This is a genomic window from Micromonospora sp. NBC_01405, assembly GCF_045040155.1.
Lineage (GTDB): Bacteria > Actinomycetota > Actinomycetes > Mycobacteriales > Micromonosporaceae > Micromonospora.
On the sequence record NZ_CP109532.1, the window covers coordinates 3,860,569 to 3,873,255 of the forward strand.

At 73.8% G+C, this 12,687-nt stretch carries 15 protein-coding genes; 9 read left to right on the forward strand and 6 right to left on the reverse strand.

From position 1 onward, the window contains the following. The first annotated feature begins 96 nt into the window (after positions 1 to 96). Entirely contained in the window at positions 97 to 1,299 is a 1,203-nt protein-coding gene (locus OG559_RS16720; protein ID WP_405104866.1) for a glycosyltransferase, read from the forward strand. Positions 1,300 to 1,378: 79 nt separating this feature from the next. On the opposite strand, the gene OG559_RS16725 is transcribed toward OG559_RS16720, so the two are convergent. The 4 genes from OG559_RS16725 to aroA form a co-directional block, all read right to left on the reverse strand. After that, positions 1,379 to 2,245 (reverse strand): hypothetical protein, encoded by an 867-nt coding sequence (locus OG559_RS16725; protein WP_405116710.1) that lies wholly within the window; start codon positions 2,243 to 2,245, stop codon positions 1,379 to 1,381. 59 nt (positions 2,246 to 2,304) lie between these two features. Continuing rightward, positions 2,305 to 3,123 (reverse strand): histidinol-phosphatase, encoded by an 819-nt coding sequence (hisN, locus tag OG559_RS16730; protein ID WP_405104867.1) that lies wholly within the window; start codon positions 3,121 to 3,123, stop codon positions 2,305 to 2,307. A gap of 62 nt (positions 3,124 to 3,185) precedes the next feature. Further along, entirely contained in the window at positions 3,186 to 4,337 is a 1,152-nt protein-coding gene (gene rsgA, locus OG559_RS16735) for a ribosome small subunit-dependent GTPase A (protein WP_405104869.1), read from the reverse strand. Then, the gene (aroA, locus tag OG559_RS16740) at positions 4,307 to 5,608 is read right to left on the reverse strand and encodes a 3-phosphoshikimate 1-carboxyvinyltransferase (protein ID WP_405104871.1); all 1,302 of its coding nucleotides are present in this window, start codon (positions 5,606 to 5,608) and stop codon (positions 4,307 to 4,309) included. Before aroA ends, rsgA begins: the two co-directional genes overlap by 31 nt. 103 nt (positions 5,609 to 5,711) lie before the next feature. Here aroA and OG559_RS16745 point away from each other — a divergent pair, with 103 nt between their 5' ends. From OG559_RS16745 to rsrA, 5 genes are all read left to right on the forward strand, one after another. Then, positions 5,712 to 6,419, forward strand: coding sequence for an SOS response-associated peptidase (locus tag OG559_RS16745; RefSeq protein WP_405104873.1), 708 nt, complete (start codon positions 5,712 to 5,714; stop codon positions 6,417 to 6,419). 199 nt (positions 6,420 to 6,618) lie between these two features. After that, a complete protein-coding gene (locus OG559_RS16750) occupies positions 6,619 to 7,011 on the forward strand; it encodes a WhiB family transcriptional regulator (protein WP_405104875.1) in 393 nt (130 codons plus the stop codon). Positions 7,012 to 7,112: 101 nt separating this feature from the next. Continuing rightward, on the forward strand, positions 7,113 to 7,730 hold the full coding sequence (locus tag OG559_RS16755; RefSeq protein WP_405104877.1) for an alpha/beta family hydrolase: 618 nt from the start codon (positions 7,113 to 7,115) through the stop codon (positions 7,728 to 7,730). 250 nt (positions 7,731 to 7,980) lie between these two features. After that, positions 7,981 to 8,805, forward strand: a complete 825-nt coding sequence (locus OG559_RS16760) for a sigma-70 family RNA polymerase sigma factor (RefSeq protein ID WP_405104879.1) — start codon at positions 7,981 to 7,983, stop codon at positions 8,803 to 8,805. Position 8,806: 1 nt separating this feature from the next. Beyond that, positions 8,807 to 9,094, forward strand: a complete 288-nt coding sequence (gene rsrA / locus OG559_RS16765) for a mycothiol system anti-sigma-R factor (RefSeq protein ID WP_387015500.1) — start codon at positions 8,807 to 8,809, stop codon at positions 9,092 to 9,094. 133 nt (positions 9,095 to 9,227) lie between these two features. On the opposite strand, the gene OG559_RS16770 is transcribed toward rsrA, so the two are convergent. After that, the gene (locus OG559_RS16770; protein WP_386988480.1) at positions 9,228 to 9,302 is read right to left on the reverse strand and encodes a 50S ribosomal protein bL37; all 75 of its coding nucleotides are present in this window, start codon (positions 9,300 to 9,302) and stop codon (positions 9,228 to 9,230) included. A gap of 282 nt (positions 9,303 to 9,584) precedes the next feature. Here OG559_RS16770 and OG559_RS16775 point away from each other — a divergent pair, with 282 nt between their 5' ends. Then, complete coding sequence (locus tag OG559_RS16775; RefSeq protein ID WP_396670152.1) at positions 9,585 to 9,800, forward strand: biotin/lipoyl-binding carrier protein; 216 nt, start codon at positions 9,585 to 9,587, stop codon at positions 9,798 to 9,800. Beyond that, positions 9,797 to 10,318, forward strand: coding sequence for a GNAT family N-acetyltransferase (locus OG559_RS16780; protein ID WP_405104882.1), 522 nt, complete (start codon positions 9,797 to 9,799; stop codon positions 10,316 to 10,318). The genes OG559_RS16775 and OG559_RS16780 overlap by 4 nt, the downstream gene beginning before the upstream one ends. Before the next feature lie 38 nt (positions 10,319 to 10,356). On the opposite strand, the gene OG559_RS16785 is transcribed toward OG559_RS16780, so the two are convergent. Next, complete coding sequence (locus tag OG559_RS16785) at positions 10,357 to 10,923, reverse strand: TetR/AcrR family transcriptional regulator (RefSeq protein ID WP_405104884.1); 567 nt, start codon at positions 10,921 to 10,923, stop codon at positions 10,357 to 10,359. 108 nt (positions 10,924 to 11,031) lie between these two features. Here OG559_RS16785 and OG559_RS16790 point away from each other — a divergent pair, with 108 nt between their 5' ends. Next, positions 11,032 to 12,627: an MDR family MFS transporter gene (locus OG559_RS16790; RefSeq protein WP_405104886.1), complete on the forward strand. Its 1,596-nt coding sequence runs from the start codon at positions 11,032 to 11,034 to the stop codon at positions 12,625 to 12,627. Positions 12,628 to 12,687: the final 60 nt, after the last annotated feature.

A 12,687-nucleotide genomic window follows, 5' to 3' on the forward strand; every position in this document is an offset into this window, starting at 1 on the left:
TTTCCGACTTGCCAGGTTTCGCACCCTCGGGTCGCGGTTAATGGGACCCTCTGACCGGGAGGACCCACCAGCTCGGGAAACGCGTGGAGGTGACCCATGCGCGTCGGCCTAGTGTACGCGCATTCCGGACCGTCGCGGCCCGTCGACGGTCCGGTCGTCGGCACGCGCGAGCACATCGCGCGGGTCGCCGCCGAACTGGCCGGCCGGGGCCACGACGTGCACGTGTACGAGCGCCGCGACGATCCGGCGCTGCCGGCGACGCTGGAGCTGGACGGCTACCGGGTGGAGCGGGCCGCCGTCGGCCCGGCCGTCCCGACGCCCACCGCCGAGTTGGTCCCGCACGTGGCCGAGTTGGGCCGCTGGCTTGCCGACCGGTGGTCCGGCGAGTGGGCCCCGGACGTGGTGCACGGGCACTACTGGGTCGGCGGGCTGGCCGCCGCGCAGGCCGTACGGGAGACCGACATCCCGGTCGTGCAGACCTTCCACTCCCTCGGCGTGGAGCAGCTTCGCCACCTCGGCCCCCAGTACGACGGCCCGGGCACCCGGATCCCGCTGGAGCGGGCCCTGACCCGGGCGGTGGACATCGCGGTCGCCCAGTGCAACGACGAGGTCGACGAGCTGACCCGGATGGGGCTGCAACGCACCTCGGTGGCGATGGTGCCCGCCGGGGTGGACATCGAGCACTTCCACCCCGACGGGGAGGCGGCCCCGCGCGACCAGCGCCCCCGGATCCTCTCCGTCGGCGGCCTGTCGCCCGGGCACGGGCAGGACGACCTGATCCGCGCGATGCGGCTGGTCGGCGACGCCGAGCTGGTGATCGCCGGTGGGCCGCCGGTCGACCAGCTCACGCACCACGCCGAGGCCCGCCGCCTGCGTGAGCTGGCCGAGCGCACCGGCGTGGCAGACCAGGTGAAGCTCGTCGGCGCGGTGCCGCACGACCAGATGGCCACCTGGTACCGCTCGGCCGACGTGGTGGCCTGCACCCCGCACTACTCCTCGGCCGGCCGGGTGTCGCTGGAGGCGATGGCCTGCGGCGTGCCGGTCGTCGGGTACGCCATGGGCGGCATCGCCGACGCCGTGGTCGACGAGGTCACCGGGAAGCTGGTGCCGCCCGGCGACGTCCGGGCCCTGGGGGTGACCCTGCGCCGGCTGCTCGCCGACAACGCCGGCCGGTTCGCCTACGGGCACGCCGCGGTGGACCGGGTGCGGTGCAGCTACACCTGGGAGCGGACGGCCGGCGCGCTGGAGCGGCTCTACGAGCGGGTCGTCGGCCGACGCCGGCCGGTCGAGGCGGCGTAGCGGTCGGGGCGGCTGCTGAGCGGCGGGGGCGGGCCGGGGCGGCGGCTCAGCGGCGCGGGCCGGGCCGGGGCGCGGCGGCTCAGCGGCGGGGGTGGGCCGGGGCGGCGGCGGGCAGTACCGCCCGGTCGCGTTCCCGAACCACCTCGTGGTGGTGCTGTGGCTCGGCGTACCTGGTCAGGCCGATCACCGCGGCCAGCGTGGTCAGGAAGCCGAGCGCGGCCAGCCACTCCCGGCCGGGCCAGATCTTGTCGTTGAGCAGCAGCAGCCCCACGATCGCGGCGGGCACCGCCCCGGCCGCGTCCATCGCGGCGACCGCCGCCGTGGTCGAGCCGCGCTGCATGGCCAGGCCGAGCAGCAGCTGGCCGACCACCGAGTGGGCCACCAGCAGGTAGAGCAGCGGGTCGCGGACGAACCCCTCCACGCTCGTCACGGCGGCCAGCGGGCGGGCGGCCACCGCGGCGGCCGAGAAGGCCAGCCCGGCCAGCGAGCCGAGCGCCACCGACCCGGGTGCGCCGTGCAGCCGTACCGCGAAGAAGCCGACCACGGCGATCACCGCCAGGGCCACGGCCAGCGCGACCAGGCCGGCGGTGCCGAGCGGCCCGGACTGGGCCGGCTGCGCCGACAGGACCAGCCCCGCGATCCCGGCGAAGAGCAGCACGAGCAGCCCCACCTCGGCGGTGGGCAGCCGCCACTTCAGCACCAGCACGCCGAGGATGGCGGTCACCCCCAGCCCGGCCGCCACGCTCGCCTGGACCAGGAACAGCGGCAGGTCCCGCCGGGCGAGGAAGGCCAGCACGAAGCCGCCCACCTGGCAGGCCACGCCGATCAGGTACGTGCGGTGGCCGGCCAGCCGCAGCAGCAGCCCGGGATCGAAGTTGTGGTGCATGGTGGTCCGCGCCGCGGCGAAGGACTGCAGGAGGTTGGCGATGCCGTACGCGACGATCATCGCCGCCAGGAAGCACCAACCGGAGGACACCACCTGGCGAGGATAGAGGCTGACGGCGCTCAGCGCGCGGGGGGCCGACCCAGCCTCGCGAGGACGTCGGCGTGCAGCGGCCCGTTACTGGCCACCGCGCTGTGCTCCCCGGCCGCGTCGCCGCCGGGGGCCGGCCGGCCGGCCAGGTCGGTGATCGTCCCACCCGCCTCGGTGACGATCGGCACCAGCGCGGCGACGTCCCACAGGGACAGCTCCGGCTCGACCATCACGTCCAGCGCCCCCTCGGCCAGCAGCATGTAGCCGTAGAAGTCGCCGTACGCCCGGCTGCGCCAGGTGTCCCGCATGAGCTGGAGCACCGGCCCCAGCAGGCCGGCGTCCTCCCAGCCGGACAGGGACGAGTAGCAGAAGCTGGCATCGGCGAGCCGGCCCACCCCGGAGACCCGGATCGGGGCGCCGTGCGCGGCGTCCGGGCCGGCGTACGCGCCCTCGCCGACCGCACCCCACCAGCGCCGGCCCAGGGCCGGGGCGGAGACCAGCCCGAGCACCGGCCGGTCCCCCTCCAGCAGGGCGATCAGGGTGGCCCAGATCGGCACCCCCCGGACGTAGTTCTTGGTCCCGTCGATCGGGTCGAGCACCCAGCGCCGCCCGTCGGGCCCGGCGGCGGGCTGCTCGCCGTACTCCTCGCCGAGCAGGCCGTCGCCGGGGCGTCGCTCGGCCAGCACCGCGCGGATCTCCCGTTCGACGGCCGTGTCGGCGTCGGAGACCGGGGTCAGGTCCGGCTTCGTCTCGACCCGCAGGTCGAGGGCGCGGAACCGGGCCGCCGAGATGGCGTCCGCCCGGTCGGCGAGCAGGTGGGCGAGGGCGAGGTCGTCGGCGTACCCGGTCATGCCGGAGACGGTAACGGCGGCCGGGTCGTGCCCCGTCGCGCGGGTCGCGCCCGGCTCGCGGCTCACGATCCGGCGAGCGGGTCGCCGGGGTTGCGCTGGTCGGGCTCGCGCGCGTCGCCCTCCCCGGACCGGGAGGCCAGCAGCCTGCGGTACGAGGCCAGCCGGCGGGTGTCGGCCTTGCCGGCGGCCACCCAGGTGTCCAGCGCGCAGTCGGCCTCGTCGGCGGTGTGCTGGCAGTTCACCGGGCAGTCGACCGTCCCCTCCACCAGGTCGGGGAAGCCGTGCAGCAGGCTGTTCGCCGAGACGTGCGCCAGCCCGAAGCTGCGCACCCCGGGGGTGTCGACGATCCAGCCCGGGTCGGCGCCAGACGCACCGGACTGGAGTGCGCCCGGGCGGGGCGGCAGCCGCAGGACCACCGCGCTGGTCGAGGTGTGCCGGCCCCGGCCGATCGCGCTGACCACGCCCACCGCCCGGTCGGCGTCCGGGACGAGGCGGTTGACCAGCGTCGACTTGCCCACCCCGGAGTGTCCGACCATGACCGACACCCGGCCGGCCAGCAGGTCGCGCAGCGCGTCGAGGTCGGAGTCGGGCCGGATCAGCACGTACGGCAGCTCCAGCTCGGCGTAGTACCCGAGCACCTGCTCGGGGCCGGCCAGGTCGGCCTTGGTCAGGCAGAGCAGCGGCTCGATGTCCGCGTCGTACGCGGCCACCAGGCAGCGGTCGATGAACCCGGTGCGCGGCGGCGGGTCGGCCAGCGCGCTGACGATCACGAGTTGGTCGGCGTTGGCCACCACGACCCGCTCCAGCCGCCCCTCGGCGGTGGTCTCGTCGTCGTCGGCGGTGCGCCGCAGCACCGAGCTGCGCTCGGCGATCCGGACGATCCGGGCCAGCGCACCGGCCGCCCCGGAGGTGTCGCCGACCAGGCCCACCCGGTCGCCCACCACCACGGACTTGCGGCCCAGCTCCCGGGCCCGCATCGCGGTGACGAGCGGGGCGTCCGGGCCGGGGTCGGGCAGCACGCAGGTGTAGCGGCCCCGGTCGACGCCGATCACGAAACCGTCGACGGCGTCGGCGTGCCGGGGCCTCGTCCGGGTGCGTGGGCGCGAGGACTTCCCGGGCCGGACCCGCACGTCGTCCTCGTCGTACTCCCGCCGTTTGGTCGCCAGGACGTCCCCCCGCCGTGTCAGCTCTCTCCGGTCACCATCGCCGACCATAGCGCCGGAAACTCCGGCATGGTCTTCGAGGTGCACGACACGTCGTCAAGTTCGACGCCGGGGACGGCGAGCCCGGTCACCGCGGCGGCGTGCGCCATCCGGTGGTCGTGGTACGTGCGGAACATTCCGCCGTGCAACGGGCGGGGGCGGATCTCCAGCCCGTCGGCGGACTCGGCGATGTCCGCGCCGAGGCCGGCGAACTCGCGGGCGAGCGCGGCGATCCGGTCGGTCTCGTGTCCCCGGATGTGCGCGACGCCGGTGAATCGGGACGGCGAATCGGCGAGCATGGCGAGCGCGGTCAGCGCCGGGGTCAGCTCGCTGACGTCGGAGAGGTCGGCGTCGATCCCGTGCACCGTGCCGGTGCCGCGCACGGTCAGGCCGGTGGTGGTGAGGGTCACCTCGCCGCCCATCCGGGACAGCAGGGCGCGGAGCTGCTCGACCGGCTGGGCGCTGCTGCGTGGCCAGCCCCGCAGCGTCACCTCACCGCCGGTGATCAACGCGGCGGCGAAGAACGGCACCGCGCCCGAGAGATCCGGCTCGATCTCCCAGCCCCGCCCGGTCAGCGGACCCGGTTCGACGGTCCAGACGTCTGCGACGCTGTCGTCGACGGCCGCCCCGGCGGCCCGGAGCATCTGCACGGTCATCCGCAGGTGCGGCGCGGACGGGACCGGCGGGCCGACGTGCCGGACCACCACGCCCCGGTCGAAGCGGGGAGCGGCGAGCAGCAGGCCGGAGACGAGCTGGCTGGAGGCGGAGGCGTCGATCACCACCTCGCCGCCGGTCACCCGGCCGGCGCCGAACACGGTCAGCGGCAGGCTGCCGTTGGTCGGGGTGTCGACCCGCACCCCGAGGGTGCGCAGCGCCCCGATCAGCGGGCCGAGCGGCCGGGTGCGGGCGTGCGGGTCGCCGTCGAAGGTGACCCGCCCGTCGGCGAGACCGGCGACGGGCGGCACGAACCGCATGATGGTGCCGGCCAGGCCGACGTCGACGTGCGCCGGGCCGGCCAGCGGGTGCGGCCGGACCAGCCACAGGCCGTCGTCCGCGATCGACATGTGCGCGCCGAGTGCCCGTAGCCCGCCGGCCATCAGTTCGGTGTCCCGCGCCCGCAGTGGCCCGGCCAGCGTGGAGGGACCGCTGGCCAGCGCGCTGAGCACCAGCGCGCGGGCGGTCATCGACTTGGAGCCGGGCAGCCGCAGCGTTGCCACCACCGGGTCGGACGCGGTCGGAGCGGTCCACGGCCTCAGCGGCCGGGTCGCGGTCGGAATCCCCACGGCTCACATTCTGCCGCCTCCCGGCCCCGATGCGACGGGCCGGCGGGTCCGCTCCCGGTTGGCGGGACAACCGAACGCGACGCGGGACGTTAGCGTGTGCCGCATGTGCGGGAGGTACGCGACGACCCGGAGCGCGGGTGACCTGAGCGGGCTGTTCGAGTCGTACGACGAGACCGACGACCGCGTCCGGTCGAGCCACAACGTGGCGCCCACCTCCGCCGTGCCGATGGTCCGGCTCTCCGCCGAGGGGCACCGTGCCCTGTCCGCCGGCCGCTGGGGGTTCCTGCCGCCCTGGTCGCGCTCGCCGGGCGAGGGGGCCCGGATGATCAATGCGCGGGCCGAGACGGTGGCCACCAGTCGGGCGTACGCGCCCGCGTTCGCCCGCCGCCGCTGCCTGGTCCCCGCCGATGGCTGGTACGAGTGGGTCCGGCGGCCGGAGGGCGGCCGGCAGGCCTACTACATGACCCCGGCCGACGCCTCGGTGCTCGCCCTGGCGGGCATCTGGACGACCTGGGAGGGCCCGGCCGGGCCGGTGCTGACGTTCAGCGTGCTGACCACCGCAGCCGTCGGTGAACTGGCCGAGGTGCACGAGCGGATGCCGCTGCTGCTGCCCCGGGAGCGTTGGGCGTCCTGGCTGGGCCCCGTGGACGACCCGGCCGCGCTGCTCGCCCCGCCCGCCGCCGGGTGGCTGGCCGGCCTGGAGATCCGGCCGGTCGGGCCGGCGGTCGGCAACGTGCGCAATGACGGGCCGGAACTGACCGCCAGGGTGCCGACACAGGCCGTGCCGACCGGGGACATGACGCTTTTCTGACAGCCGGCGAAGCGCATTGTCGCGCACTGATTCGCCAGGGTTGCGGTGAATCGTCGCCCGCTGTTTAGGGATTCTTCATGCGAGGCTCTTGTCTCCGTGTCCCAAAGTGCGATACAACACAGCGCCGGTAGTGGACGACGATTCGCACGGTGCGAACGACGTCCATCGATCATGCCGGTCCCACGGGGGAGGTGGGTGGATGACACGGGCGCGTATGCCCCGCCCGCATGAGGTGGCTGCCGCACGACGAGATCCGCGACTGCTGCGGGCGCTGCGTGAACGGCAACAGGACGAAGCCTGGCGAACCAGAGGGACCTGCCAGAGCGTGGACCCGGAGACATTCTTTCCGGCGCCCAACGAACCGGCCGACGCGGCTGTGGCCCTCTGTCGCAGTTGCGATGTGCAGGGGCCCTGCCTGGCCTGGGCGTTGGATGTCGGCGACTGCCACGGCGTCTGGGGCGGCACCACGCCGCGCGAACGCCGGGCGATGCTGGTGGCCTGGCGCGGCGAGGTGGACCCGGACCCGGGTGCGGCCGACGAGGCCGGCCCTCCGGTGCGGGACCGGCTGCTCACCCTGGTTCCGCTGAGCTGACCCAGCCGGCCGTCCTCCTGTCCGGACGGGAGGACGGCCGCGCTCGGCGTACGGGCCGGGCGGTCCCCGGGCCGCGCTCGGCCGACCCGCAGAATGGGTCCGTGCGCCATGACGAGGAGATCGGGACACCACGCGGGCCGGCCCGGGTCGACACCGACCTGCCGGCCGGTCCGCCGTTCGCCCTGCTGCTGCTCGGGCACGGGGCGGGTGGCGACGTCGACGTGCCCGACCTGGTCGCGGTCCGGGACGCGGCGGTGGCCGCCGGGGTGGCCGTGGTCCGGGTGACCCAGCCGTACCGGGTCGCCGGCCGGCGTGCCCCGGCCCCCGCCGGGCACCTCGACGAGGCGTGGACGGCGGTCGTGGCCGAGGTGCGCCGGCGGCACCCCGCGGGGCCCGCGCTGGTGGTCGGCGGCCGGTCCAGCGGCGCCCGGGTGGCCTGCCGTACCGCCGTGGCCGTCGGTGCCGACGCGGTGCTTGCGCTGGCCTTCCCGCTGCACCCGCCGGGCCGGCCGGAGCGCTCCCGGGCGGCGGAGTTGGCCACCGGGCTGCCGACGCTGGTTGTCAACGGCGACCGTGATCCCTTCGGCGTGCCCGCTGCGGGCCCGCTGGTCCGGGTGGTGGTCCGCCCCGGCGAGCGGCACGACCTGCGCGACGATCCGGCCGGCACGGCCGGCGTGGTGGTCGACTGGCTGCGCGGGCGGGGCTGGGCGTCGCCCTGACCCGCGCCCCGGTCGCGGCGGGCGGGGCCGGCGCGGCCGTGACCGGGGCACGGCACCCGTCGTTGTCTCCGTTGGTGTCGGGTGCCGATCCGGGCGACCGGCGCCGTCCCGCCCAGGCCCTTCCTGGTCCCAGCGCCGGCGTCCGCCGGGGCCGGGGCCAGGAACGGGGGCCGATCGGCCGGAATGCCGGGCCCGGCGGTCCGCGTTACCTCCCATGGACGAAATTTCTGCTTCAGGGGGGGTGTGACCGGTGCCGACCGAGACACGGAGCCGGGAACGGGACGAACGGGAGGCGGGGCAGCTCAGACGGCTGCTCGACGCACCGGAGTGGCCCGCCGGGGCGCGGCCGGACGGGCTGGCGGCGGTGAGGACCAGCACACCGGCCGGAACCGAATCTGCGCCGGGGTTCTGGCGCGTATCCTCGGCGGGAAAGCATCCGACGCGAGGGGATGTGCGGTTGACCACCGAGAAGACGGACGAACGCAGGGCCCGCTTCGAGCGGGACGCGATGCCCTTCGTCGATCAGCTCTACGCCGCCGGGCTGCGCATGACGCGCAATCCGGCGGACGCGGAGGACCTGGTCCAGGAGACGTACCTGAAGGCGTATGCGGCCTTCCACCAGTTCGAACAGGGCACCAACCTGAAGGCCTGGCTGTATCGGATCCTGACCAACACCTATATCAACTCCTACCGCAAGCGGCAGCGCCAGCCGATTCAGGCGCCCACCGAGGAGATCACCGACTGGCAGCTCGCCGCGGTCGAGTCGCACACCTCCAGCGGGCTCCGCTCGGCCGAGACCGAGGCGCTGGACAAACTGCCCGACAGCGACGTCAAGGAGGCCCTCCAGCAGTTGCCGGAGGAGTTCCGGATGGCCGTCTACCTCACCGATGTCGAGGGCTTCTCCTACAAGGAGGTGGCCGACATAATGGGCACCCCCATCGGCACGGTGATGTCGCGGTTGCACCGCGGCCGACGTAATCTGCGCAAGCTGCTCGAACGGTACGCCGCCGAGCGTGGGTTCTCCGCCGCGCAGCCGGCCAAGGGTTCGACCGCCGCCGCCGGCCGGGAGGTGTGACGTGAGCTGTGGGAAGCCGCACAGGACGGATTGCCGTGAGGTGCTCGCCGAGGTCTACCTCTACCTGGACCTGGAATGTGCCGAGGAGCGTCGCCTGCTGATCAGGCACCACCTCGACGAGTGCGGGCCCTGCCTGCGCGAGTACGGCCTCGAGCAGGAGGTGAAGGCGCTGGTGGCCCGGTGCTGCGGCAACGAGACCGCGCCGGAGCAGCTGCGCGAACGGCTGCGGGTCCGCCTCACCGAGCTGGTCGTCTTCGAGACGAGGGAGTCGCGCGAGCTGGCGGACTGACCCGGCGGGGTTACGCGCCGCAACGAAACGACGGTGGCCCGGGTCGATCGACCCTGGCCACCGTCGTTCTCCGGCCCCCGCGACGCGGGTGGACCGGGCCGCTGGACGGTCGGCGGGCAGGCCGCCGCGCCGGTCAGGAGTTGGGGCGCTTGCCGTGGTTCGCGTTGCTCTTCTTCCGGGCCTTCTTCTTCCGGGACTTCTTCGCCATGTCGACCTCCTCAGGTGCTGGTCACTTCCGCCCGCGCGAGAGCGCGGCGGTGGTCGGCTACCGGCCCTCGGGCACCCGTGGGCCGACCCGCTGATGTTAGTGCGGGCGGCGTCCGCCGTGGTCCGCCGGGGCGGTGCTGGCGCCGCGCCCGCCCGGGCCGCCCCCTGTTTCGTCGACTCGGCGTGCCGCGTGTCGCACGCTCACGCCCGCTCCGGCCCCGGGGCGGGCCGGAGCATGATTGGATACCGATCGCAGAGACGCCGGTGGAGAGGGAGGGCCGACATGGCCGAGGAGATCCGCGCCGAGATGGTGGCCAACGTGTGGAAGATCGTCGTGTCGGCCGGGGACGCCGTCTCCGAGGGGGACACGCTGGTGATCCTTGAGTCGATGAAGATGGAGATCCCGGTTGTCGCCGAGTCCGACGGCGTCATCGAGAAGCTCGCGGTCAACGAGGGCGATGTGGTGCAGGACGGCGACCTGATCGCGGTGATCGGTTGAGGGGCCTGCTGGTCCGGCGGGCCGCCGCGGCCGACTTCGCGGCGGTGGCCCGGCTGACCGTGGCCGCCTACGAGGCCGACGGGCAGCTCAAGGGGGAGAACGGCTACGCCGTCGCGCTCGCCGACGTGGCGACCCGGGCGATGAGCGGCGAGGTGCTGGTAGCCGTGGACGAGGCCACCGGCGAGCTGCTCGGGTCGGTCACGTTCGTGCTGCCCGGCACCCGGTACGCCGAGATCTGCGGTCCCGGCGAGGCCGAGTTCCGGATGCTCGCGGTGGACCCGGCCGCGCAGGGCCGGGGCGCCGGTGCGGCGCTGGCGCGGGCCTGCCTGTCCCGGGCCGCCGAGCTGGGCTGCTCGGCGGTGGTGATCTGCGTCCGCGACGGGTTCGCCGAGGTCGGCCGGAGGCTCTACGAGCGGCTGGGCTTCGTCCGCACGCCGGAGCGGGACTGGTCCCCGCTGCCCGGGGTGGAACTGCTCGGCCTGCGCCGGGAACTGCCCGTGGCGACCCCTGGGGGTTGATCCGCGACTGTCCGCCCGGCAGGCTCGGGGCTGCGCGCTCAGCCCTCGCCGATCTTGGCGAGCAACTCGTCGGCCACCTCCAGGGCGAGCTTGCGCCGCTCGGCGTCGGTGACCTGTGGGCTGCGGATCCCGAACCAACTGCTGTGTACGGCGTACAGGGCCAGCGCGGCGCGTAGTTGGGCGCCCGGTGAGTCGTCGCCCCGGGCCAGCGCCAGGGCCAGCCGCATCATCCGGTCGCGCATCCGCTGCCCTGCGGTGAGGCTCTTCAGCACGGTCTGGTTCTGCTCGAAGAAGCGCATCACCGAGTGCTCCTCGGTGGCGAACATCGTGTCGGCGTACCGGGCGATCAGCTCCCGCCGGGTCGCCAGCGTGGTCGGGCGCCCCTCGGCCCAGGCGATCAGCGCGTCCATCCGGTCCAGCCGGTCGTGGGCGAAGCTGCTGACGATCTCGTCCTTGCTCTTGAAGTGGTAGTAGAGCGCGGCCTTGGTCACGTTGAGTCGTTCGGCGATCTCGCGCAGCGACGTCTTCTCGTACCCGTGTTCGGTGAAGAGTTCCAGGGCCACGGTCTTGATGCGCTCCCGCGTGCCGCCTGTGCTCTCTGTCACCGGTTAACCACCCAATTCGCTTGACGTCATCTTGCTGTCCAACCTACCGTGCGGCTAGTAAGCTGACCGGCCGGCAAGTAAGCCAGTCACACCTCGGGGAGCCTACTGATGACTCAGGTGCAACAGCAGACTGTGGAGCGACGACCCAACATCCGGGTGGTGCTCTTCGGCCTGATGATCGCGATGATGCTCGCGATGCTCGACAACATGATCGTCAGCACCGCGCTGCCGCGGATCGTTGGCGAGTTCGGCGGGGTGGACCACTTCACCTGGGTGGTCACCTCGTACGTGCTGGGCACCACGGTCTCCACCCCGATCTGGGGCAAGCTCGGCGACATCTACGGCCGCAAGGTGGTCTTCCTGACCTCGGTGGTCATCTTCCTGGTCGGCTCGGCGCTGTGCGGCATGGCCGGCTCCGGGCTGTTCGGCGGGGCGGACAGCGGCATGGTCGAGCTGATCGCCTTCCGGGCGGTCCAGGGCCTCGGCGCGGGCGGGCTGATGGTCGGCGTGATGGCGATCATCGGCGACCTGATCCCGCCCCGGGAGCGGGGCCGCTACCAGGGCATGATTGCCGGCATCATGGCCATCGCCATGGTCGCCGGCCCGCTGGTCGGCGGGTTCATCACGGACAACCTCTCCTGGCGCTGGGCGTTCTACGTCAACCTGCCGCTCGGCGGCGTCGTGCTGGTCCTGCTCGCCACCACCATGCACCTGCCGAAGTACCGCACCGAGCACCGGATCGACTGGCTCGGCGCGGGGCTGCTCTCGGTCGGCATCACCGCGATCGTGTTGATCACCACCTGGGGCGGGAACTCCTACGACTGGGTCTCCCCGCAGATCCTCGGCCTGGCGGCGCTGGCCCTGGTCACCCTCGTCGTGTTCGGCCTCGTCGAGCGGCGCGCCCCCGAGCCGATCCTGCCTCTGAGGCTCTTCGCCAACCGCAACTTCGCGCTGATCTCGGCGATCGGTTTCCTGCTCGGCTTCGCCATGTTCGGCGCGATGAACTTCCTGCCGCTGTACCAGCAGACCGTCCAGGGCGCCTCGGCCACCAACAGCGGCCTGCTGCTGCTCCCGCTGATGTTCGGCATGCTGGTGGTCTCGCTGGCGGTCGGCCGGGCGATCACGAAGACCGGCCGGTACCGGATGTTCCCGATCGTCGGCGGCGTGGTGATGACCGCCGGCATGGCGCTGCTGACCCGCCTGGACGTCGGCACCGGCAAGGTGGAGTCCTCGCTCTACATGATCGTCCTCGGCGTCGGCATGGGCTTCCTCATGCAGACCTCGATGCTGGTCGCGCAGAACAGCGTCGAGCAGAAGGACCTCGGCGCGGCCAGCGGCGCGGCCACCTTCTTCCGCTCCATCGGCGGCTCGTTCGGCATCTCGCTGTTCGGGGCGATCTTCGCCAACCGGCTCGCCGACTCGTCCGCCGGGTCCGCGTTCAGCGGCGGGGGCGGCGAGGGTGGCCAGCTCGACCTGGACAAGCTCAAGGAGCTGCCGGCGCAGGCCCGGGAGCTGGTGCTCGGTGGCCTCTCCGACGCGATCTCGCACGTCTTCTGGTGGGCGGTGCTGTTCACCGTCCTGGTGCCGGTGCTCGCCTGGTTCATCCGGGAGGTCCCGCTGCGTTCGACCAACGACGCCCCGCCCGCCGGGGCCGCCGGGGAGGAGCAGGCGGAGGTCGCCCTCGGCCGGGCCCCCACGGCCTGACCGCCGCCAGCCCCGCCGGCCGCGCCCACCCTCCGGGGTGCGGCGCGGCCGTGCCGCTGG